The sequence below is a fragment of the Desertivirga xinjiangensis genome, from assembly GCF_024436435.1.
In the GTDB taxonomy this organism is placed as follows: Bacteria; Bacteroidota; Bacteroidia; order Sphingobacteriales; family Sphingobacteriaceae; genus Desertivirga; species Desertivirga xinjiangensis.
This window is the reverse complement of sequence record NZ_JAFMZP010000002.1, coordinates 404,021-424,687: the sequence shown is the minus strand read 5'-3', so window position 1 is coordinate 424,687 and position 20,667 is coordinate 404,021. Positions and strand designations below refer to the sequence as shown.

The following is a 20,667-nucleotide window of genomic DNA, read 5'->3' as shown; positions in this document are numbered from 1 at the left end:
CTCCCAAGGGAATTAAGAGGATCAGCCTAAGTTTTGTACCGGTACGTCGGCCTGACAGAACAAACGTAGCAGAGCTGCAACCAGAGGGCAATTTTACCTCCTGATTTTCCCGAATTTTCCTGAACTTTCCCGGTTTTTTCCCGACTTTTCCCGGTTTGTTTCCGGTTTATCTCCGATGCTTCTTCCGAAAACGGAACCGAAAACTCCAATACCAGGGCTTCTGTTCGGATTAAAGCGAGATTAGAAAATTGAGACGAAATGAGAAGACGACGAAACAACAAGACGAAACGATAACACACGGTCGAAATTCAGCTGATTTGTTCTACTCTTCATCATACCAGCTCCTGAACAGGCTTTAGAAGTTTATTGTGATGGTTATGAGATCTATTGGAGATGGTTTAGGACCTCATTAGAAAATATCCTAGAGCAATCTAACCGGTAGCTTGACATCTCCTAAAAACAGTAAAGCGTGGTCAGGAGAAGATCAAAAGAAGGTCAGATGAAGATTAGTAAACCGCCTCACTCATAGGCTATTCCTTAAAATAACCTATAAAAAAAGGTACATCTAATTTGCACAGTATGTAAAAAGCCTGCGTGTAAAGAAGCCGTTTAAAACTACTTCCGCACAGTACAAAGAAGGTAATTGGTGCAGACTGTACAATTCACGCCTTACATCATGTACACTTTTCCCCACCAAATATATATTTGCTTTACACACCCAATTGTTAACTAAAAAAAACAACAGTGGAACTCACGTTGAAAAAACTTGTTGCAAAAATTTCGGCACGAGGCAAGCCGCTAAGTTTGCATATTGAAGAAGCAATTGAGAGCTGCGTTCATGACGGGACTCTCGGTATGGGAGATCCCTTACCTACCATTACATCTCTTGCTAAGCATCTAAAAGCCGCTCGCTGCACCGTGGCAAAAGCTTATGTTCGCCTGGCAACGAAAGGCATCCTGTCCACCCATGGCAGAAAGGGCACTTTCGTGGAGATGAACCGGCGCAAGAGATCGGTCGAAACCGAAAAAGTGCTGGCTGGTCCTGCACCATTTAAATTCAGAAAAACAGCAGCAAACGCTGAAACACCGGGTTTTCGAAAGTTATGCTGGTTTGATATTGGATCGAACATCCTGTCAACTACAGAACTTCTTGATTTTGAACTCCTGCATTTAAGGAGAAAATTTGAGAATGTGTTAGCATTAAAGCCTGCACAAGGTTTACATGCAGACGCGGACCTGAACGATGCTCTGGTCAACTTATTGAAAAAAAGGAACCTTTGCATCAATCCTCAACAGTTTTGTGTTGGTCCATGTCATTCGGAATTTGTGCAGATTGCATTGAGAAGCCTGATCAACCCCGGAGAAGTAGTAGTAATGTCGTCAGCGTACGACAGAACCTGTTACAATCTTTTGCTAAACTGTTCAGCACAGATAAGATGTGCCCCGGCAGACAAGGAAGGGCTTAATACCGATTTGTTGGAACAAATATGCCGAAGGGAACACGTCAAAGTGGTTTTAGTAAGACCATCTGCTGATTATCCCATCCCTGTTGCGATGACGATGGCCCGGAGGAAACGACTTCTGGAACTTGCAAAACAATACGAATTTGTCATAATAGAAGTAGATGAAAATTACGAATTCTGCTATCAAAATGCGCAGTGCCCCTTAATAGCAACTACTGAGATCAACCGCGTGATATACATCAGCACAGTATGTTCAGCTTTACATTACCAATTTGCATGGGCACTCATAGCAGGTCCCGAAAGTTTTATAAAAAATCTAAAGAGAATTACCTCTAATGCGGTTCCGAAATTCAGCAAAGCAGTGGAGCGAACGATGGCGGAAGCAATAAACCAGGATACTATTACAGCGCATATTACCAAGCTCTATCATCAGCATTCCTGTACAAAGCGAAAGATCATCAATATGGTAGAACTACATCTGGGCACGCTCGTCAATTACCATCCACCAGACTCCGGTTTGTATTTCTGGCTGGATTTTTTGAGGCCTGTGTCAAGCAGATGCCTGCATGATATCTTCTACAAGAATAACCTGGGTATTCCAAAAGAAGATCGTAAAGGCCTCCCTCAAACCTATAATAGTCTTCGTATTGCATTCGGGAATATCAATTTGAACAACCTGGACGCAAGCCTCAAACAGATTGCTAAACTATTAAAAAAAAGCCAATAACAACAGAATAAGTCAGCAACTAATGGTCATCACTAAATTTATTAAAAATGTCCCATCTATTACGAATTACTCGTCAACTTCACGATACTACAGAAACACTTCACCGCATGGAAAAACGATTAGAGGCCGCGGAGGAATACCATAAAGAAAGCCTTAACCTGCAAAAATCACAGATAATTGCCCAAAAGCCCGACCGTCTTTTAACGGCTAAGCAGGCGAGTCTTCTGATAAATGTTGATGAAAAAACTGTGTATAACTGGGGTCAGAACGGAACCCTACCTCATACGAATATTGGACGCAGAAAATACTATCGCGAATCGGAAGTGCTCAAGCATAAACGATGAAATGAAACTGAAGTTCTTATCTGTCTGGCTATTTCCGCCAGTCGAGTTTCTTAGTATGAAAGAAGCACATAGAATACTATTGATGTACCAAATAATTTTAAAAAAATTTTAGCTTTGAAAAACCAAACACATCCTACACTTTAATAAAAGAGTAGAACTACTTAAACGCTGAAAAGACTATCTAAACTGAAATAAAACATGCCTGAAGCTCCTACCATTTTAGTTCTTTGCGAAAACGCCAAACAGTTTATTGGAGAAAAGATAATAGCAGTTAACGGTTCGGTTGATGAGAAGATTAAAAAGCGCCTTACCAATAACAACATTGTCAACATAATGACCTACGGGAAGCAACTTCTAATCATTTTCCCTGATTGTGCTATTTCAGTTCATCTGATGTTGTTTGGGTCGTTTACCATTAATTCGGAAAAAAAGGGAAAACTTACTATTGGACTTACCTTCGACTCTAAAAATATTAACTTCTATGCCAGCGTTGTAAAGCTAATTGAAAAACCGCTGGATGAGGTGTTCGACTGGACCACCGAGGTGATGAACGAAAAGTTTGACACCGTAAAGGCGTTTGAGAAGTTGAGGCAAACTGGCTCAACATATATTATTGAAGCACTTATTGATCAGGATATATTCACCGGCATTGGGAATAAAATCCGAAACGAGGTTTTGTACCGCGTTCAGGTACATCCATTGAACAAAATACAGGATATTCCTGACAAGAAGTTAAAGGAAATTATCACTGAGTCTGTTAAGTATAGTTTTGAGATGCTAGAATGGAAACGTGATGGTGTTATGGATGATATGCTTGTTGTATATAAAGCGAAGGAATGTGTCAGGGATAAGGTGCCTGTGATTCATCAAAAACTTGGGTCGAGAACTATTCATTTCTGTGACAAGTGCCAGGAGCTTTATTAGTTAATTGTCCGTTTGGTCAGTCGTAATAAGCATCAATTTTATTTCCAATTGCGTCAGCTTCATACTGGCTTAAACCGCCTTCGCTCCACTCCCACCGGTCGTTTGCTGTACGGTGTATGACTCCTAGTATCTGTGCCCTGCCGGCGGCGTGTTGTAGGAGATTATTAAATTTGAAAATTCGTCTAAAAACCGGTTCGATTTCCGGGAGGGTAACATTTAGGTTCAGAAAGTTATAACTTTTTGAACCTTAAAAGAAAGTAGAAAAAATTGAGGCCAAAAAGTAGGACCAACTTTAAACAAAAGAAGACCTGGAATCGGTTATCTTACTTACATTTTCCTCTGCCCATGACCAGGATGCTAATTAAAACTCATTCTGAATTCTATAGGAGACAAATTCGTTTTGGATTTAAATAGCTTGCTAAATGATTGAGGGTGTTCGAAACCCAATTTATAGGCAATTTCACTAATTGTTAAGTCGCTAATAACTAAAATCTCTTTAGCTTTTTCGATGAGCCTGTTATGTATGTGCTGCTGTGTATTATGTCCGACCAGCGCTCTTAGCATATCGCCTAAATACTTTGGTGATAGGTTGAGTTGCTCTGCAAGGAACTGAACTGTTGGTAAACCTTGTTTTAGGGCAATTTGGTCATCGAAATATTTATCGAGAATCTTATCGAGCCTTTCCAGCAAAGCATTATTAATGGGCTTTCTGGTTATAAATTGCCGCTTAAAAAATCGTTGGCTGTAGTTCAAGAGTAATTCTATTTGTGCTATCAGCACATCCTGGCTAACATCATCTATTGCTGTCTCTAGTTCATCGTCTATATTCCTGCCAATGCCGGCAATAATCGTTTTTTCCTTATCCGAAAGGTGCAGAGACTCATTTACCGAGTAATTGAAAAATCCGAAAAGTTTGATTTTTGTGGCGAGTGGATAATTCCGGAAAAAATCAGGATGGATCAGTAGGGTAAAACCGGCATTTGCCGTGGCCGCTTCAATGCCAGTCAAAGGTTGTCCTGGTGAAGTAAAAAACATTCCCCCTTCTTCGAAATCATAAGTCGTTTGCCCATACTTCATTCTGCAACCCTCTGATTCGTTGTAGGTGATGTTGTAAAAATCCATTACAAAAGGATCTTTCAGCATTGCAGGAGTTATTTCCACTTTGCTATAGTCCAACATGCTTATTAAGGGATGTAGTGGCTTTGGTAAACCAAATGCACGTTGCATTTCTGTAATAGAATGAAATACTTTCAGCTTATTCTTCTGTTCCATGATTTAGCTCATTTCAATTACCACCGGTAAATATGGTTAAAGATATCTACCGGCAATGTAATTTCCCTTTATCCCATCATTTGTTTAATGCCCTCACGAAAAGCTTCGTCCCCTACGGCAAGACGCTGTGCATATAAATTGATGGCATCTTCTCCGCATATGTAACGCAGGGTGATTTTACCGTCGGTGGCAGCTCCATACACAACTTCTGCGATTTGCTCTGCTGTTGAAACGTTTTCTCCGGATTCGATCAATTTCATGAACTTGTTCATCAAAGTTTCATAAGCAGGATGTGAGACAATAACCGACCTGCTAGTAATGTCAGTTGCCACAAGTCCCGGTTCAATAGTTTTGATGCCGATACCTACCTCATTTAATTCATACGATAAGCTTTCGCTCCAGCCTTCCAAAGCCCATTTACTTGCGTCGTACATAGAACCTACCGGGAAGCCCATTAAACCGGCAGAAGACCCGGTGGTAATAAAAAGGCCAGAGCCTTTCTGCCTGAAATAAGGAATAAAAGCTTGGGTTACTCTAACTACCCCAAAAAAGTTCGCCTCCATTTGTGCAACCAATTGCTCGTCTGTCATGCCTTCCAACACGCCCAGCAATGCATAACCGGCGTTATTAAAAACCGCATCTATATCCCCCAAGACCATTGCTTTCTGTGTGGTTTCTTTAATCTGCTGAAGGTTCGTAACATCTAGTGGCAACAAAGTCACGTTTTCCAACAGGTTCAATTCTTTTTCATTCTCAGGCTTACGCATAGTGGCAATTACATTCCAGCCTTTTTCAGCAAATAGTTTTGCCGTCGCTTTACCTATTCCAGCCGAAGCCCCGGTAATAAAAATCGTCTTTCTCATTTCTTCTCATTTAATATTGGATGCAAAGCTCCGTTTTGAGAAGGGCTGATATGTAGCGAAACTGGAGTAACTTGTAGCCAAAATGATAACAGAGAACGAATCTGTTTCTTAATGACGATGCTAACATGGCAGGTTGAAGCAATTTCATATCTTTAACGCGTTTTATCGATCTCCAGCTCTATGACTAGTATTCAAACAGCGCCGCAAGAAATTTTAAAGACGCACGTTTCCAAAACCATTAGTCTCAGTGATCAAGAGTTTAACTATTTCTATTCTCACTTTAAGCCTATTTTATTTAAGAAAGGTGAAATGCTGATCGGCGAAGGGGAAGATGTAGACCGTGAATACTTCGTTTTAGAAGGGTGTTTGAAAACTTATTTTGTTAACGAGGATCTAAAAATGTTTATCCTTCAATTTGCCTTGTCTACCTGGTGGGCCTCTGACTATGGCGCATTATATGGAGGACAAAAAGCAACGTTCAGTGTAGACTCTGTTATTGACACTCAAGTCTTATGCCTGGCGAGTGAGGATCGAGAAAGGCTATGTAAGGAAATTCACCAACTGGAATATTTCTTTCGCTGGCGCTCAAACAGAGGATATGTGGCTCAGCAAAAGCGCTTGTTATCGTTTATGAATAATGATACCAAGGCTCGCTATGAAGAGCTGCTGAATATGTATCCTCAATTGTATAATATCGTACCTAAGCAACTAATTGCTGCTTATTTGGGTGTTTCCCGGGAAACTCTTAGCAGACTAAACCCTTAGGTAAATGCTTTCCACAAAAGTTCTGACTCGTCTGCCCTATCTTCTGATGGTCAAACTTCTGCCTTAATGGTACATTTCCCGAATATAAGCTCGATACTCTGCGGGTGTTACACCTGTTTCCCGCTTAAAGAACCGGTTAAAATAAGATGCATCAGAAAAGCCCAGGTCGAAGCCAATTTCTTTTAAAGAATTACTCGTGTGAAAAAGCAGCCTCCGGGCCTCAAGCACCAGTCGCTCATGAATATGTTTGATGGCGGGCTTTCCGCTCTGCATTTTCACCACCTCGCTTAAATGACCTGGAGAAATATTAAGCATAGCAGCGTAATCGCCTACTTCACGAACTTCGCGGAAGTGCTCATTTACCTTGCCCTGAAAATTTTTGAGCAGGAGCTTGTCTGTCAGAAAGTTTTTTTCGTTAAACTGCTCGGTATAAAGTCGGCTAAGGTAAGTTAGCAGTGTATTTAAGTAGGCAGAAAACATCCGGTGTTGCCATTCGCCCGGTTGTTGATATTCGACATTAATTTTAGCTATTAAATCCTCAACAACTCTAACATCTGCCTCGTTTAAAATTAACTCGTGTGCATTTGCTGGATTATGAATGATAGGCAAACTGCTGATCGCTATGTTTTCCTGAACAGATAGGAACTCAGGTGTAAATGCAATACCCGTGCTCCAGACTTGTTTAAATTCTTCCTTAACGACAACCTGACCGGGCCCGGTAAAGTAAATCGTATCATCCTTTAATATATAGGCTGTCGTATCTATCCAATGCCTAATTCCACCCGCTCGTTTGACAAAGACGAGGAGATAATTTTCCTTCCGGTGAGGGATAAGCAAGTCCGACTGATCAGGCAAATTCCCTTCAAAATTATACACTCTGAAGTATTTACTGGTGTTTCTTTCGTCGGGTTCAAATGGATAAGCTGGTACTTGGGCAATATTATTAAACATGTTTTATGCTTGCTTAATCAGGAACGTCTAAAACCTTTTTCAATTCAACAACAAACGGGGGAGATCCTCTGTTACGTTGCATCAGACAGGAGTTCGAATGGCTGTCTGTTGTTTTTTGAATCCCTGTCTAGTTAAAAGCGTTTCTCCGTCAAGGTAATGATTGTTTAACAAATTATGCATGCAGGCAGCTAAATTAAACTGCAATGCTGCTAGTGATCTATTTATCATTAAACACCTCTGCAAACTCCTTTGCAAAATCAGCCATTTTGATATTCCCCATTTTTACCGGGGTATGCAGATCATAATCTTCACGAAGGGCAGCACTATGAATACTTGAACCTAGTTCTACAAGCTTTTCAGCTACGCTTAGGGGAACACCTGCCTGTTGCAAGCCGGTTAAGGTTTCCTCATCACTAAATGTTACCCATTGAAGATCAGGCCTGCCGATAGCCTTACCCAAGACAGATAATTACTTCCTACGCTCCGATAGTATCCTCTTGGATCAGTCGCAGCGAAGTTTGGTGGTACCATTAGGAAAACGGCATCAGCGCCCTCAAAAGCAGATAGAAGAAAGTCCGGATCTTGAAGTGAGCCGATCGCTGCCGCCGCACCCAGAGCCTCGATATCTGCTTTCTTTTTAGGATTGCTACTGATTACGGTAAGAGTATTACTTTTTTTTAACAGCTTTTCTGTGAGAGGCTTACCAACATTTCCTAATGAGCCAGTTATAGTTATTTTCATTTTGTAGAACTTGGTATTCTTTGTATAGGAATTAAAATATAATGCTGTGTCTTACTACGATGCCTAAGGCTTTTTCTACCAGGGACTGATACCAGTTTCGGGTGAATTGTCATCGCTAAAGAATTGGCCGGTAGGACCATCAGGACCTAGAACAGCTGCTTTCACTACGCGAGCGGCAGCATCTTGCACCGTTCCGGGACCAGTGTGGTTATTAAAATCCGTAGCCGTGTAACCTGGATCGACCGCATTTACTTTGATGGCAGTATCACGCAGATCATAAGCAAGCACGATGGTATAAGCATTAAGTGCTGCTTTTGACGCTACATAAGCTGAGGGTTTTACCAGAAAGTGCTTCCATGAGGGATCGTTTTGCAACGCAAGAGAACCTAGTCCTGAAGTAACATTAACAATCCTTGGCTCGGATGACTGCCTTAATAAATCAGCAAATGCCTGTGTTACTTCTATAACGCCAAAGAAGTTAGTCTTAAAAACCTGCCTGAATATATCAACATTCGACTCCAGCGCTTTTTGTGGCATCGCTCCGCTAATGCCAGCATTGTTAATTAATACATCAAGCTTTGTGATTTTTTCACCTAATATTTTGCGTGCTGCTGTTATCGATTCAGAGTTATCGACATCAATCTCTATGGCTTCAACCTGGTTTAAGCCAACTTCATGCAATTGGTTAATAGCAGCTTGTCCTTTTTCCTGTCGCGGCATCCCAGGTACACGTAATATCCCTGATGTAATAATTGTTTAGCTGTTTCAAATCCAATGCTCTTGTTTGCTCCTGTTATTAATACTGTTTTCATGTCTGATTATTTAATTACAAACTTAGTTGCAGTATGAGGAGTAGATGAAACACATCCTACGGTATTAATGGTACATTTTACGGATGAATCCATGTGAAAGAGAGTACTAGCTATTTTTGGATGTCGTCTTCACCATTTCTTCCCAATTGTGACTTACCTCACATAATCCAGCCTGCAATTTGAATGTGATATAGGTCACAGTCATTTCTTCTCCATTTAGCCCAGTTTTGTAATGTCAACGGAGAGATATGGATCTCCAGAAAATAAGAGCTTAAAAAATTAAATAGAAAAAAATGGAAAAAGAAGTAATTGTAAAATGGAAAATCAAAGAAACTGAAACTGAAAGAATACTGAACCTGCTGCCTACTTTGGTAGAACAAACAAGAAATGAAAAGGGAAACCTTTCCTACAATATTTACCAATCAGCCGAAGACCCTAACGTACTGTTCCTGCACGAACGCTATGTTAACGCTGATGCTGCCGAGGAGCACAAGGCTGCTTCACATTATCAGGAAACAGTCGCCCTTCAAATCATTCCACACCTGGAAGTCCGCGAAGTATCCGTCCTTAAGAAGCTATACTAATCTACAGGTCTTGCTAAAGAGATCAACAAATAAAATCAATCAATCATTCGAATAAACAAACAAAAATTAGAAATCATGAAAACTTTAAAATCACTATCTATCTTGATCTTAGCCTTAATGTTCCAACCTAGCGCTGATGCACAGCATACAGCTGCTCCCAAAAAAACTTCATCAAAAAAGATTTTAATAATCGTTTCAAATGCTTCAGTTATCGGACCAAACCATAGAAAAACGGGTGTGTTTTTGGATGAGGTTGCACATCCTTATGTGGAGTTTGATCATGCTGGCTACCAAATTGATTTTGCAAGTCTTACCGGAGAAGTTCCTCATCTGGATAATCTGGAGGCAAAAGATGAAGCCTCAAACGCAGAGTTCCTAAATAATGGAGGCTGGAAAAAGATGCAGAATAACCGAAAACTAGCGGATGTGGATGTTCGTAAATACGATGCCATTTTTGTACCTGGGGGTTTGGCACCAATGGTAGATATGCCTGAAAATGCACGTTTAAAACAAGTTATCAAAGAAACTTACGAGCGCAATGCTGTGGTTGGAGCTGTTTGTCACGGCCCTGTATCCTTACTGAACGTAAAGTTAAGTGATGGTACCTACCTTGTTAAAGGTAAAAACATTGCCTCATTTACAACTGAAGAAGAAGCAAACTACGCCATTGCCGATGTGCCTTTTGATCTTCAAACAGCATTAATGGCACAGGGAGCTATATTTCACGCGGCAGCTCCATGGGCATCAAACAGTATTGTAGACGGTAACCTGGTTACTGGTCAGAATCCGGCATCAGCAAAACTGGTTGGTAAAAACATGATAGCACTTCTGGAAGCTAAATAGGAATTCCAAGTAACTATTTAAAGACCAAATCTCCCATCCAGCCTTTTCATAGAAAAGGCTGGATGGAAAGTATTTGAAGAGGCTGTTTATATTTTAGTTTCCTAAATTGACAGAATTTCCTACTATCGAATTCAAAAAGCGGTTCCTTTACCTCATACCTGTCTTGCCCCGGAATGTATGTAAATATAGCCTCCAAACGACTCAATAAAACTTATCTCAGAGAACATTATTTTAACAAGCTTTTTCTCAGATTTAACGAAAACAAACTCATCTATTGCGCTTTCCTTTTCTTTAGCAGTAAAAGTTTGTTTTATTCCTGGTATTCCTAGAAAACGTCTCCTTTCTAAAAATTGTAGTTGTCACAATATATAAGTAGTAAAGCTCTACAATACAATTTAACTACAGCAAATACCATTTCGGATACATTTTAGGTGATTAATATCAAGAATTTTGAACTTGACCTTCAAGTCAGTGCAAAATGGAAAAAGTAATATTAAATAATAGAGTAAAGATGCCGCTATTGGGTTTTGGTACATACTTGCTTCGGGACGAGTTTGAGTGTGAACAGTGTGTGTTAAATGCTTTAAATATCGGTTACAGACTTATAGACACAGCAGCTGTCTACAACAATGAGGATTCGGTGGGCAGAGCGATTAAAAAAAGTAACGTGAAACGGGAAGAAATCTTTGTAACCACGAAGTTTTTACCCGCGAATCTGGGGTATGACAAAACAAAGCGTGCTTTCGAGGCATCGCTAAAAAAGTTAGGTCTTGACTATATCGATCTATACTTGATTCATCTTCCGCAGGGCGATGTAAATTCCTCATGGAAAGCAATGGAAGAATTATACAAGGAGGGTAAAGTGAGGGCGATCGGTGTTAGTAATTTTAATATGAATCAGATTTTAGATCTAGTTAAGCAGCATAACGTGGTTCCGGCAGTCAATCAAGTGGAAACCCATCCATTTTCCCAAAGAACAGAAATGCAGAATGCTTTAAAATCTCTAGGAATCCAGATGGAGGCTTGGGCTCCCTTAGCTCAAGGTAGAAATAATCTTTTTAACCAAGAACCCTTAGTAGCGCTCTCATTCAAATATAACAAGAGTATCGCGCAAGTAGTTCTACGATGGTTAATCCAAAAGGAAGTTGTGGTTATTCCGAAATCAGCAAATGTGAAAAGGATCTTTGAAAATTTCAATGTATTTGACTTTGAGTTGTCGGCCAATGATATGGTAACTATCAGATCGTTAGATCAAGGTAGCGGACTCATTTATAGAGTGTAAAAAACATTTGAAAATTGGACTACAACAATTACCAATCCAGCTACTTTTTATGGAACTGCAATGGGGAATTTTGTACTTGAGATTTATTTAGTTTCAACAATAATCAAAAAGCATTATGCAAAAAAGAAGATTAGGAAATAGTGGATTAGAAGTTTCCGCATTAGGTTTTGGCTGTATGGGTTTGAATTTTTTGGATGGCAAAGGCCTGGAAAAAAATGAAGCCATAACACTACTGCGCGACGCAGTTGAAAGGGGTATCACATTTTTTGATACTGCAGAAGCCTACGGACCATACACCAATGAAGAACTCATTGGCGAAGGATTACAGCCTTTTAGGAAAGACGTTATTATCGCAACAAAATTTGGTTGTAAAGATGCCAGACCAACAACTGGTTTAGACAGCAGACCCGAAACGATAAGAGCAGTAACCGAAGCATCTTTAAAAAGATTAAGAACAGACTACATCGATCTGCTGTATCAGCACAGGGTTGACCCCAATGTTCCAATAGAAGATGTTGCAGGAACAGTAAAAGACCTAATACAAGAGGGTAAAGTAAAATATTTTGGTTTGTCGGAAGCCAGTTCAAAAACTATTCGTAAGGCACACTCCATCCATCCCGTATCTGCATTACAAAGCGAATACTCATTATTTTGGCGTGAACCCGAAAACGAGATCATACCAACATTAGAAGAGTTAGAAATTGGGTTCGTTCCATTTAGTCCGTTGGGTAAAGGCTTCCTCACAGGTACAATAAGTTCAAAATTAGCAGATGTCGATCGCAGAAATGTCATTCCTCGCTTCAGTGAAGAGAACATCAAAGCTAATTTCGTTCTGGTGGACGCACTTACCAAGATTGCCAAACAAAAAAATGTTACAACCGGACAATTAGCATTGGCTTGGATCTTAGCTAAAAAGCCCTGGATAGCACCAATACCAGGAACGACAAAGTTGCATCGTTTAGAGGAAAATATTGCAAGTACTAATATTATACTAACAGCTGATGAACTTGCAAAGATCAACACAACTGTAAATGAAATTACCCTTGTAGGTGACCGCTATCCTGAAGTTTTAGAAAAACAAATCGATAGATAGAAACTAACAGCAATGCAGAATATTGAAGAAAAAGTAGTTGCTATCACAGGTGCAAGCAGTGGAATAGGTAGAGCCATCGCCATGGAACTGGCAAAAAACGGTGCAAAGGTTGTTTTGGGTGCAAGACGAACAAAACATTTACAACAACTTGTTGAAGAAATTAAAAGCAAAGGTGGTGAAGCCACCTTTGCGCAAATTGATGTTAAGAATAAAGCTGATCTAGTTAATCTGGTAAATACAGCAGTTCAGCGGTACGGAAAATTAGATGTCATCGTAAACAACGCAGGTGTAAGTCAATTAAGCCGGATTGATGAATTGGATATAGACGGTTGGGAAGAAATGATCGACATTAACCTTAAAGGTGTTTTGTATGGGATGGCGGCTGCAATTCCTGTTTTTAAACGCCAACAATCCGGACATATCGTCAATATCATTTCAACTTCAGGAATAAAGATTGTGCCTATGCAAGGCATTTATGCAGGAACTAAAAATGCCATTCGCACTATTGCGGAAGCATTTCGTCAAGAGTCAGACGGAAATATTCGAATAACAGGAATTTCACCGGGAATTGTGAAAACAGATTTTGCAAACAACATAAAAAATGAAGAGATGAAAACAGCCATTCAAAAAGGAATGGAACAGATTGCCATCGATCCCATACCGGTCGCCAATGCTGTAATTTATGCAGTAAGTCAGCCGGAAGACGTTGAAATTGGTGATATTGTAATTCGTCCTGCAAAGCAAAACTGATTAAAATTAAAACAAAGTGAAGCAACAATCTAACATCCATCAGATACAAAGTATATCGAAATTGCTGCGTATCCTTGGACTTCCTGCCCCATTGCACCCATTGGTTGCTTTGGTTGATTACAATAAGGTTTCGATTGACAGCTTTCCAAGAGGGCAAAAAGTAAGTCTTGATTTTTATAAAATTTCCTTCAAGACTAGCTTCAAAGGACAAATAAAATACGGACAAGGATATTATGATTTTGAAGAAGGCGGATTAGCATTTTTGAAGCCAAAACAAATCGTTCATCCGCCGGAAGACATAGAAAGCTATGAAGGTATCGCTCTATATTTTCATCCCGACTTTATACGAAATCATCCGTTAGGAAAAAAAATAAATCAATATGGCTTTTTCTCGTACGATGTTTCAGAGGCCTTGTTTTTATCAGCAAAGGAGAAAAAAATCATTGCCAATTTATTTGCCACAATAGCTCACGAATTAGACAATAATATAGACCAATTTAGTCAGCATGTTCTGGTGTCACAAATAGAATTGCTATTGAATTACAGCAATCGTTTTTACAACAGGCAGTTTATTACGCGAAAAGCAATCAATCACGATATCGTAACTTCTTTGGATAACCTGTTAAACAAGTATTTCGAGGAAGACAAAAGTTTACAAATCGGCTTACCATCAGTTAAATATATCAGTAGAGAATTGAAGCTGTCACCACGCTATTTAAGTGACATGTTAAGTTCATTGACAGGGCTAAACACACAACAATACATTCAGAATGCAATCATCGAAAAAGCTAAAGAAAAATTATCAACTACAAATCTTTCAGTTTCGCAGATTGCTTATGAATTGGGCTTTGAACATTCACAATCGTTTAGCAAACTTTTCAAGACAAAGACAAATATTTCGCCTTCAGAGTTCAGACATTCATTTAATTAAAGAGCGCCAGAAAGCCAATGAATAAAAGCCCTCGGCACTAACATTAATTTGACAATTCGTGTCGTTATTCGATTTAACAAAATCGCTAACGGCCACCCTGTATGATAGCTTGAAATCAGTTGCAGAAAAACCACTCTAGTAGAGAAGTTAAGAAAAATAGTGAGTGGCGACTCTGTAATTACCATATAAAATTTTAGGTCGGGAGCAGTTAACCCGACGAGCAGGTTCCTAACAACTTATCTACATAAATCAGTACCAGAATTTTCTCTAACAGACATATATGACAGGGCTGTTACTCTTTCTCAATTAAAACGTAAAATAATTCATATAAATTTTGGTCAATATCAAGTGGGCCATGTATCGCCGAAATCCCTGCTTGAACCAAATTGCTCAAAAGTATAAGGAAGATAAGGAGGTGGTGCTGTTAGCTATGGCGCCGGAAAGCAATGATAAGGTAACAAACTTTCTAAAAAAGCAGCCTTTCAATTATGAGTTAGTTAGCGGAGGCCACCATTATTTCAAACAGCTGGGCATCAATTTTTTCCCCGCTAATTTTTTCATTGATAAAAAAGCTTTAATTCAAAATATAAAAACAGGAACGCCAATCAAGGACGGCGCTGTTGCTTTTTATGAGAAATATAGTGCAATTATTGAAAAACTAAAGCAGAACTAACAGTTACATTCATGAGAGACTTAATTAGTGAGGGTATTTTGTTTCTAAGGGCAAAAAGACTAGAAAGGATTAGGCAAATTAGAAATATTAGCTTTAAAGGCTGTCGGTCTTACCTTACGGTGCTTCTTGAAATAGTTGGAGAAATGACTTTCATCGCTGAACCCAAATTCTGCAGCAATCTGCTTCATATTTAAACGGCCGCTTTTAATCCTACTTTCAATTAATCCAATCCAGTACTGATCCAAATAAGCACGGTAGCTGATATCAAAATTTCTTTTAAAATAATCACTGAAATAGCTTGCCGCTGTGTTGAACTTCCTGGCAATATTGCCGATTTGGCATTTTTGCGGGTCATATATATTTTGATGGATATAGTCAAGTATCTCTTGCTTGCCAGGTTTCCAATTGGGCGATTGCTTAACGGGGTGAGCAAGCACTTCTTGAATGAGCCCGAAGATGGATAATCACTGAAAATATATGTAATTAGAATGCGCTAAATCAACATCATCCTTATAACGGGTAATGTTTTGCACCGTGTTTCTTAATGATAAAGCTGCAGTCTGGCTGAATGACACTTTATTCTCCTTCAAAGACCGTGCTTGCATAAGTACCTGCGGAACCAGATCTTTTTCAGTATTTCTCAGGTGTGATGTACTAAAGTAGTGTTCGGTAAACTTTATGACGATGAAGCGTGTTGCTTGTTTCACTTCAAAATGATGGTGGTCGTCGGGGGCCATCAAAAACAGGTCACCAGCCTGGTAATGAAACTGATTATTATTTAGTAGATGAGTCCCATTTCCTTTAAATATGTAAATAAGTTCGTAATACGTGTGTCTATGGGGTGCAAATTGGTAAATGTCGGTAACGTAATCATTTACTACTAAGGGGTCAAATTGCCGCATAGTGCTCATATGATAAATCTACAAGTTTATACCGGATTTTTCCAACTTTTTGAACGGGTAGTTTAATTACTTTGCTAGTAATTGACAATGAACAACATGAATTTATCTATTGAAATGCCAGATGCAAAGGAAGCAGTTATTGGGGGCATTGCAGTAAATTATTATGAAGGCGGCAGCGGGTCAACTATTATCTTGCTGCATGGCTGGCCTCAAACATCTTATATCTGGCGTAAGGTGTGGCCTGAATTGCAGAAACATTATCATGTCATTGCGATAGAGATGCCGGGGCTTGGAAATAGTAACGCTTTGCCGTCTGCTGATACCTTATCCGTTTCTAATTTTATTAGACAATTTTGTGAGCAATTGAAGATAAAGAGTTTTCATCTTTTGGCTCACGACATAGGCGCTTGGGTTGCTGTCACTTTTGCTCGGAATTTGAATATATGCTCAAATCATTAATAGTTTTAGATGCAGGTATTCCCGGGCTGATACCAGAAGAGATTTTTTCACCCGCGAATGCAAAAAAGATATGGCAATTTTATTTTCACGCTATAGACGATATTCCTGAATTTCTACTTGCTGGAAAGGAAAGCGATTATTTAAGATGGTATTTCACTAACAAAACAACGATTAAAGATGCCATTGATGAAGCTGATCTAGCAGTTTATATTGGCGCTTACACGGGTGAAAGTAGATTAAAGTTTGGATTTGATTATTATCGGGCATTTACAAGGAGTGCAGCTGAAAATAAAGCTTACCAAAAGAAGCTTGCTCTTCCCATTCTGGCAATAGGTGCTGAAGATGGGCAGGGTTTAAATATGGGTACAGCTATGCAGAAAGTCGCTTTAAATCATGTTCAGTCGGCCAGTATTACAGAGTGCGGTCATTATATTCCGGAGGAACAACCTGGTAGGCTGCTAGAACTGGTTTTAAAATTTTTGCAGCACCCCAATTCGTGATTTTACTGGCAACTCAAGTCTTAAAAATTCTAGTTTCAAGATTAAAAGATTATACCGGCATTTGATGGCAAGCGTAATAATTTTGCGGTTTTAACACCCTCATTCAATAAGGCAGCGTTGGATGGATTAATTGAATTTTTTATTGGTTACTTTCCTACGATGCATTTAATTTCCTACTGCAAAACGTATAATGTATTGAAGAAAGCTAATTGCCGATCAGTTAAAAGAACGCCGGAATTCCAAGGGTGATTGTTCCGTTTTCTTCTTAAATAGCTTGTTAAATGACTGCGGATAGTCGAAACCCAACTGGTAAGCAATTTCAGCGACCGACAGGCTGGTTGTACTCAGGTAATCTCTGGCCTTCTGAATCAATTTGTCATGGATATGCTGCTGTGCACTTTGCCCGGTAAGTGATCGCAGCATATCGCTTAAATAGTGCGGCGATAGATTAAGCTGACCAGCCAGGTAGTCAACCGTTGGCAATCCATTTTTCAATGCAGCTTCATTAGCAAAATAATTACTTAAAAGCTCTTCCATTCTTATCAACAAATCATGATTTACGGCTTTACGAGTAATAAACTGCCGCTCGTACAAGCGCTTACTGTAATTCAGCAGCAAGTCAATATGGGAAAGCACAATCTCCTGAGTATGCCTATCAATGCACCTTATTTCCTGACCGATCTTCTTAAAAATATCAGCTACATTCTGTTCTTCCTGCTCAGACAAATGCAGTGCTTCGTACACTGCATAAGAGAAAAAACCATAATTTTTTATGGCTGCAGAAAGCGGATGACCATAAAGAAAATCCGGGTGTAACAGTAGGGCGTAACCTTTACCGAATTCGGCATTTTGTATTCCTCCTTCAGGAATTTCAAGCGTTTGAATTTGTTTAGCAGCAACAAAGGTCATCAGGCCTTTGTCGAAATCATAATATTGCTGCCTGTACTTCACTTTACTGTTGATTCCACCCTTTATGGATACGCAATAAAAATCCAGAGCGTATTGCTGCCAAGCCGGGTCGTTGGTAAATCGGAGGGATACCGATATCTTCCGGTTTTTTACCAATGAACGCTAAAGCCTCGATCAATCTTCCTGTAAGATGGGGAGCCATCTTGGTACCCATACCAGTGTCGATCAGTACGGGTTCATGCTCATCTGATTCGATTAGAAACGAACTTGTGGTAAGGATCAGGCTTTCGGACCTGAAAGCTTTTTTCAGAGTTTCACCAACTCCACCTTCAGGTAGTTTCGTGAAAAATTCTTCACCAGCGTTGAAGTGACTGTCGACAAGCACGGTAACTTTTCTGTCTCCAATAGACCATTGCAGCACACCAGGCAATAGCTCATTTTGTTTAATATCTGTCATGATTTGTTGTTATTTTTGGTAAAGCTACCGGGCACAGTATAATTTTGAAATACGGCACTTTTTAGTGCATTATTAACCAAAAGGTGAATTATGGATCAGGAATCAGCAGACGCAGAAAAAAAATTGTCACTATTGAGTCAAATCAAGAATCTGGGTTATGAAGATGTGGTTGTCGATCAGGATTGCATTCTACATGAAGCAGTAATGTTGCTTGCAGATAAATGGACCGTACCAATTTTACTATCATTAATGCAAGGCCCGAAACGTACCAATCACCTGCTAAAACAGGTGAACCCGGTCTCGCCCAAGATGCTCGTCCAAACGCTTAAGAAACTGGAAGACGCGGAACTGATAGAAAGGAAAGTTTACCCGGCAGTTCCACCAATGGTTGAATACACCCTGACTGAAACGGGTTGGGGGCTGAATGAAGTGCTGTCAAAGCTCTTTGAATGGTCTGTGACCAGAGCCTCAAAGAAAAAGAACTTTAATGATCGGGGGACTACACTGCAAAAAGTCGTTTGATCAGTCTTGAAGCGCTTAATTGATCAGTGCTAATAGTCTGGTTGAGTTTTTGCTCCGAAAGGCCCGGGGACTGATTCCCTTATTATTCCTGAAAAACTTATTAAGATGGCTTTCATCGGTAAAGCCAAATTCAACAACAATTTCTCCCAGCCGTTTATCACTGTGTATCAATCGGTGCTCGATCAGGGTTTGGCGATATTGGGTGATATACTTTTGCAGGGTGCTTCCGGTATGCTGTTTGAAATATTTGCCCAGGTAATTGATCGATACATTGAATTGCCTGCACAGGTAGTCAGCACGTAACTTGTCAGGATAGTAGATGTTTGCCTGGATAAAATTCAAAATATTGGCAGCCCTTTGATCCGTATTCTCAGAAAGCTCCAGGTGCAGGAACTTGGCAATATTACGCGCCACCAGCACTATCATCGTATTTACGTATTGCTGGATCAGTTCCTGGTTATAGATGTCGCGGGTCTCGTACTCTCTGATGATCGCATCAACCAGTGGCTTGACTACCTGCTTATCCACAACGTTTTTTAAAATACAGCCCGGTTTATGGTTGGCGTTTTGTAATATAAATTCCAGCTTTTGAATATTGCTTGTTAAGATTCCCGATTCCCGGATATAGATATCATTAAAACGCAAAAAGAAGAAGGTAGTGGTGGCTTTTACCTCGAAAGAGTGGCAATCTTCTGGGGTAATCAGGAACATGTGTCCGGGCACGTAAGCAAACTTGCTTTGATTAATGCATTGTATTCCTGTTCCTTCTACAATATATACCAATTCAAAGAAGCTGTGCTTATGACCTTCCCGAGGGCCTTCCTCCAAGGTTTTATATTCGATGGAGAATGGCTCATGTAAATCTTCCCGTTTCATACTTGTACTGATTTATGGCAAAAATATACCAATATTGTTTATGATGTCAAGTATAATTTTGCTTTCATCAAAATACATTAGACATGAAAGCAATTGTTGTCAATAATCCTGGCGATGTAAGCCAGCTGGAATTTCAGGAAATCGCAAGGCCAATACTGCAAACCGGTGAGGTGCTGGTACAGGTAAAAGCCATTAGTATTAACCCCGTGGATGTAAAAAGCCGCGCTGGTAAAGGTGTTTACGGCCGCATTAAAAATCAAAGCCCATTGATTCTCGGCTGGGACATTTCCGGTGTAGTCACCGAATCAAAAGTGGAGCAATTTAAAACAGGCGACGAGGTTTTCGGAATGGTGAACTTCCCCGGCCACGGAAAAGCCTATGCCGAGTATGTGGCGGCGGCGGCGTCACAACTGGCCTTGAAGCCAGCTAATATTTCGCATGAAGAAGCTGCAGCATCAACCCTTGCTGCCTTAACTGCTTATCAGGCAATGGTTCATAATGCCAATGTTCAGGCCGGGCAAAAAGTCCTGGTACATGCGGCGTCAGGTGGTGTAGGTCACTTTGCCGTACAATTGGCTAAATACTTGGGCGCCCATGTAACTGGTACCTCATCTGCGAGAAATAAAGACTTTATCCTGAACCTGGGTGCCGACGAGCATCTTGATTATACTGCCTATGACTGGGCTAGTCATCCTGAGGAGTTTGATTTTGTACTGGATGGTGTGGGCGGTGAAACTGTTGATAAATCATTGCTGGTGACTAAAAGAGGCAGCACTATTATCAGTATCCCAACCGGTTTGAATGAAGCAGTAACCGAAAAAGCAAAAGCAAAAGGCGTAAATGGCTATTTCATGCTGGTACAATCTAGCGGGAGCGACATGCAGCAAGTTGCAACGCTGCTTGAAAAGGGTATCTGGAAAGCCCATGTATCAGAGATCTATCCATTCGAACAGATGGCCAGTGCTCATCTACAGGTAGAAAGCGGTCGCACTGTAGGAAAAGTTGTGGTTACCCTTTAAGCATC

Annotated in this window: 25 protein-coding genes and 1 pseudogene; 15 read left to right on the top strand and 11 right to left on the bottom strand. The window is 40.1% G+C overall.

Annotated features, from left to right (window positions below; translation table 11 throughout):
• The first annotated feature begins 744 nt into the window (after window positions 1-744).
• The 3 genes from J3P37_RS06650 (at window position 745) to J3P37_RS06640 (ending at window position 3,458) form a co-directional block, all read left to right on the top strand.
• Window positions 745-2,190, top strand: coding sequence for an aminotransferase-like domain-containing protein (locus J3P37_RS06650; RefSeq protein ID WP_256010286.1), 1,446 nt, complete (start codon window positions 745-747; stop codon window positions 2,188-2,190).
• A 47-nt stretch (window positions 2,191-2,237) separates the two neighbouring features.
• A complete protein-coding gene (locus J3P37_RS06645; protein WP_256010285.1) occupies window positions 2,238-2,534 on the top strand; it encodes a helix-turn-helix domain-containing protein in 297 nt (98 codons plus the stop codon).
• Between the two features lie 198 nt (window positions 2,535-2,732).
• Entirely contained in the window at window positions 2,733-3,458 is a 726-nt protein-coding gene (locus J3P37_RS06640) for a DNA-formamidopyrimidine glycosylase family protein (RefSeq protein WP_256010284.1), read from the top strand.
• Window positions 3,459-3,815: 357 nt separating this feature from the next.
• On the opposite strand, the gene J3P37_RS06635 is transcribed toward J3P37_RS06640, so the two are convergent.
• Window positions 3,816-4,730: a helix-turn-helix domain-containing protein gene (locus J3P37_RS06635; RefSeq protein WP_256010283.1), complete on the bottom strand. Its 915-nt coding sequence runs from the start codon at window positions 4,728-4,730 to the stop codon at window positions 3,816-3,818.
• A 68-nt stretch (window positions 4,731-4,798) separates the two neighbouring features.
• On the bottom strand, window positions 4,799-5,593 hold the full coding sequence (locus J3P37_RS06630; protein WP_256010282.1) for an SDR family oxidoreductase: 795 nt from the start codon (window positions 5,591-5,593) through the stop codon (window positions 4,799-4,801).
• A gap of 180 nt (window positions 5,594-5,773) precedes the next feature.
• On the opposite strand from J3P37_RS06630, the gene J3P37_RS06625 reads away from it, so the two are divergent.
• Window positions 5,774-6,358, top strand: a complete 585-nt coding sequence (locus tag J3P37_RS06625) for a Crp/Fnr family transcriptional regulator (protein WP_256010281.1) — start codon at window positions 5,774-5,776, stop codon at window positions 6,356-6,358.
• Window positions 6,359-6,421: 63 nt separating this feature from the next.
• On the opposite strand, the gene J3P37_RS06620 is transcribed toward J3P37_RS06625, so the two are convergent.
• The 4 genes and pseudogenes from J3P37_RS06620 to J3P37_RS06605 form a co-directional block, all read right to left on the bottom strand.
• Complete coding sequence (locus tag J3P37_RS06620) at window positions 6,422-7,309, bottom strand: helix-turn-helix domain-containing protein (RefSeq protein ID WP_256010280.1); 888 nt, start codon at window positions 7,307-7,309, stop codon at window positions 6,422-6,424.
• 217 nt (window positions 7,310-7,526) lie between these two features.
• Window positions 7,527-7,769, bottom strand: a complete 243-nt coding sequence (locus tag J3P37_RS06615) for a hypothetical protein (protein ID WP_256010279.1) — start codon at window positions 7,767-7,769, stop codon at window positions 7,527-7,529.
• The gene (locus J3P37_RS06610; protein WP_256010278.1) at window positions 7,730-8,050 is read right to left on the bottom strand and encodes an NAD(P)H-binding protein; all 321 of its coding nucleotides are present in this window, start codon (window positions 8,048-8,050) and stop codon (window positions 7,730-7,732) included. Before J3P37_RS06610 ends, J3P37_RS06615 begins: the two co-directional genes overlap by 40 nt.
• 75 nt (window positions 8,051-8,125) lie before the next feature.
• Window positions 8,126-8,862 (bottom strand): annotated as a pseudogene (locus J3P37_RS06605) (SDR family oxidoreductase).
• A gap of 293 nt (window positions 8,863-9,155) precedes the next feature.
• Here J3P37_RS06605 and J3P37_RS06600 point away from each other — a divergent pair.
• The 7 genes from J3P37_RS06600 to J3P37_RS06570 all read left to right on the top strand — a co-directional run bounded on the left by J3P37_RS06600 (window position 9,156) and on the right by J3P37_RS06570 (window position 15,018).
• A complete protein-coding gene (locus J3P37_RS06600; RefSeq protein WP_256010277.1) occupies window positions 9,156-9,446 on the top strand; it encodes a putative quinol monooxygenase in 291 nt (96 codons plus the stop codon).
• A gap of 75 nt (window positions 9,447-9,521) precedes the next feature.
• Entirely contained in the window at window positions 9,522-10,289 is a 768-nt protein-coding gene (locus tag J3P37_RS06595) for a type 1 glutamine amidotransferase domain-containing protein (RefSeq protein WP_256010276.1), read from the top strand.
• 478 nt (window positions 10,290-10,767) lie between these two features.
• Entirely contained in the window at window positions 10,768-11,571 is an 804-nt protein-coding gene (locus tag J3P37_RS06590) for an aldo/keto reductase (RefSeq protein WP_256010275.1), read from the top strand.
• 115 nt (window positions 11,572-11,686) lie between these two features.
• Entirely contained in the window at window positions 11,687-12,664 is a 978-nt protein-coding gene (locus J3P37_RS06585) for an aldo/keto reductase (RefSeq protein ID WP_256010274.1), read from the top strand.
• Between the two features lie 12 nt (window positions 12,665-12,676).
• Window positions 12,677-13,414, top strand: coding sequence for an SDR family oxidoreductase (locus J3P37_RS06580; protein ID WP_256010273.1), 738 nt, complete (start codon window positions 12,677-12,679; stop codon window positions 13,412-13,414).
• Window positions 13,415-13,430: 16 nt separating this feature from the next.
• Window positions 13,431-14,345 (top strand): helix-turn-helix domain-containing protein, encoded by a 915-nt coding sequence (locus J3P37_RS06575; protein ID WP_256010272.1) that lies wholly within the window; start codon window positions 13,431-13,433, stop codon window positions 14,343-14,345.
• Between the two features lie 355 nt (window positions 14,346-14,700).
• Window positions 14,701-15,018 (top strand): peroxiredoxin family protein, encoded by a 318-nt coding sequence (locus J3P37_RS06570; protein WP_256010271.1) that lies wholly within the window; start codon window positions 14,701-14,703, stop codon window positions 15,016-15,018.
• A 59-nt stretch (window positions 15,019-15,077) separates the two neighbouring features.
• Here the strand turns inward: J3P37_RS06570 and J3P37_RS06565 are convergent, their stop codons facing one another.
• Window positions 15,078-15,455, bottom strand: coding sequence for a helix-turn-helix domain-containing protein (locus J3P37_RS06565; RefSeq protein WP_256010270.1), 378 nt, complete (start codon window positions 15,453-15,455; stop codon window positions 15,078-15,080).
• A gap of 27 nt (window positions 15,456-15,482) precedes the next feature.
• The gene (locus tag J3P37_RS06560) at window positions 15,483-15,929 is read right to left on the bottom strand and encodes an AraC family ligand binding domain-containing protein (RefSeq protein ID WP_256010269.1); all 447 of its coding nucleotides are present in this window, start codon (window positions 15,927-15,929) and stop codon (window positions 15,483-15,485) included.
• Between the two features lie 87 nt (window positions 15,930-16,016).
• On the opposite strand from J3P37_RS06560, the gene J3P37_RS06555 reads away from it, so the two are divergent.
• Together J3P37_RS06555 and J3P37_RS06550 are read left to right on the top strand one after the other, a co-directional pair.
• Window positions 16,017-16,379 (top strand): alpha/beta fold hydrolase, encoded by a 363-nt coding sequence (locus J3P37_RS06555; RefSeq protein WP_256010268.1) that lies wholly within the window; start codon window positions 16,017-16,019, stop codon window positions 16,377-16,379.
• The gene (locus J3P37_RS06550; RefSeq protein ID WP_256010267.1) at window positions 16,364-16,879 is read left to right on the top strand and encodes an alpha/beta fold hydrolase; all 516 of its coding nucleotides are present in this window, start codon (window positions 16,364-16,366) and stop codon (window positions 16,877-16,879) included. Before J3P37_RS06555 ends, J3P37_RS06550 begins: the two co-directional genes overlap by 16 nt.
• Window positions 16,880-17,095: 216 nt before the next feature.
• Here J3P37_RS06550 and J3P37_RS23075 read toward each other — a convergent pair whose 3' ends face one another.
• Entirely contained in the window at window positions 17,096-17,830 is a 735-nt protein-coding gene (locus tag J3P37_RS23075; RefSeq protein ID WP_256010266.1) for a helix-turn-helix domain-containing protein, read from the bottom strand.
• Window position 17,831: 1 nt separating this feature from the next.
• Window positions 17,832-18,245, bottom strand: coding sequence for an MBL fold metallo-hydrolase (locus J3P37_RS06540; RefSeq protein WP_256010265.1), 414 nt, complete (start codon window positions 18,243-18,245; stop codon window positions 17,832-17,834).
• 90 nt (window positions 18,246-18,335) lie between these two features.
• Between J3P37_RS06540 and J3P37_RS06535 the strand changes: the two genes are divergently transcribed.
• On the top strand, window positions 18,336-18,767 hold the full coding sequence (locus J3P37_RS06535; protein ID WP_256010264.1) for a winged helix-turn-helix transcriptional regulator: 432 nt from the start codon (window positions 18,336-18,338) through the stop codon (window positions 18,765-18,767).
• A gap of 15 nt (window positions 18,768-18,782) precedes the next feature.
• Here the strand turns inward: J3P37_RS06535 and J3P37_RS06530 are convergent, their stop codons facing one another.
• Window positions 18,783-19,643, bottom strand: a complete 861-nt coding sequence (locus J3P37_RS06530; protein WP_256010263.1) for a helix-turn-helix domain-containing protein — start codon at window positions 19,641-19,643, stop codon at window positions 18,783-18,785.
• A gap of 83 nt (window positions 19,644-19,726) precedes the next feature.
• Here J3P37_RS06530 and J3P37_RS06525 point away from each other — a divergent pair, with 83 nt between their 5' ends.
• Complete coding sequence (locus tag J3P37_RS06525; RefSeq protein ID WP_256010262.1) at window positions 19,727-20,662, top strand: NADP-dependent oxidoreductase; 936 nt, start codon at window positions 19,727-19,729, stop codon at window positions 20,660-20,662.
• Window positions 20,663-20,667: the final 5 nt, after the last annotated feature.

Excerpts from the sequence above, each read along its gene's own strand:
- J3P37_RS06610 (WP_256010278.1), bottom strand. The coding sequence starts at position 8,050 with ATGAAAATAACTATAACTGGCTCATTAGGAAATGTTGGTAAGCCTCTC.
- J3P37_RS06540 (WP_256010265.1), bottom strand. The coding sequence starts at position 18,245 with ATGACAGATATTAAACAAAATGAGCTATTGCCTGGTGTGCTGCAATGG.
- J3P37_RS06625 (WP_256010281.1), top strand. The coding sequence starts at position 5,774 with ATGACTAGTATTCAAACAGCGCCGCAAGAAATTTTAAAGACGCACGTT.
- J3P37_RS06640 (WP_256010284.1), top strand. The coding sequence starts at position 2,733 with ATGCCTGAAGCTCCTACCATTTTAGTTCTTTGCGAAAACGCCAAACAG.
- J3P37_RS06525 (WP_256010262.1), top strand. The coding sequence starts at position 19,727 with ATGAAAGCAATTGTTGTCAATAATCCTGGCGATGTAAGCCAGCTGGAA.
- J3P37_RS06560 (WP_256010269.1), bottom strand. The coding sequence starts at position 15,929 with ATGAGCACTATGCGGCAATTTGACCCCTTAGTAGTAAATGATTACGTT.
- J3P37_RS06600 (WP_256010277.1), top strand. The coding sequence starts at position 9,156 with ATGGAAAAAGAAGTAATTGTAAAATGGAAAATCAAAGAAACTGAAACT.
- J3P37_RS06570 (WP_256010271.1), top strand. The coding sequence starts at position 14,701 with ATGTATCGCCGAAATCCCTGCTTGAACCAAATTGCTCAAAAGTATAAG.
- J3P37_RS06535 (WP_256010264.1), top strand. The coding sequence starts at position 18,336 with ATGGATCAGGAATCAGCAGACGCAGAAAAAAAATTGTCACTATTGAGT.
- J3P37_RS06635 (WP_256010283.1), bottom strand. The coding sequence starts at position 4,730 with ATGGAACAGAAGAATAAGCTGAAAGTATTTCATTCTATTACAGAAATG.
- J3P37_RS06645 (WP_256010285.1), top strand. The coding sequence starts at position 2,238 with ATGTCCCATCTATTACGAATTACTCGTCAACTTCACGATACTACAGAA.
- J3P37_RS06530 (WP_256010263.1), bottom strand. The coding sequence starts at position 19,643 with ATGAAACGGGAAGATTTACATGAGCCATTCTCCATCGAATATAAAACC.
- J3P37_RS06630 (WP_256010282.1), bottom strand. The coding sequence starts at position 5,593 with ATGAGAAAGACGATTTTTATTACCGGGGCTTCGGCTGGAATAGGTAAA.
- J3P37_RS06590 (WP_256010275.1), top strand. The coding sequence starts at position 10,768 with ATGGAAAAAGTAATATTAAATAATAGAGTAAAGATGCCGCTATTGGGT.
- J3P37_RS06580 (WP_256010273.1), top strand. The coding sequence starts at position 12,677 with ATGCAGAATATTGAAGAAAAAGTAGTTGCTATCACAGGTGCAAGCAGT.
- J3P37_RS06555 (WP_256010268.1), top strand. The coding sequence starts at position 16,017 with ATGAATTTATCTATTGAAATGCCAGATGCAAAGGAAGCAGTTATTGGG.
- J3P37_RS06595 (WP_256010276.1), top strand. The coding sequence starts at position 9,522 with ATGAAAACTTTAAAATCACTATCTATCTTGATCTTAGCCTTAATGTTC.
- J3P37_RS06550 (WP_256010267.1), top strand. The coding sequence starts at position 16,364 with ATGCTCAAATCATTAATAGTTTTAGATGCAGGTATTCCCGGGCTGATA.
- J3P37_RS06585 (WP_256010274.1), top strand. The coding sequence starts at position 11,687 with ATGCAAAAAAGAAGATTAGGAAATAGTGGATTAGAAGTTTCCGCATTA.
- J3P37_RS06620 (WP_256010280.1), bottom strand. The coding sequence starts at position 7,309 with ATGTTTAATAATATTGCCCAAGTACCAGCTTATCCATTTGAACCCGAC.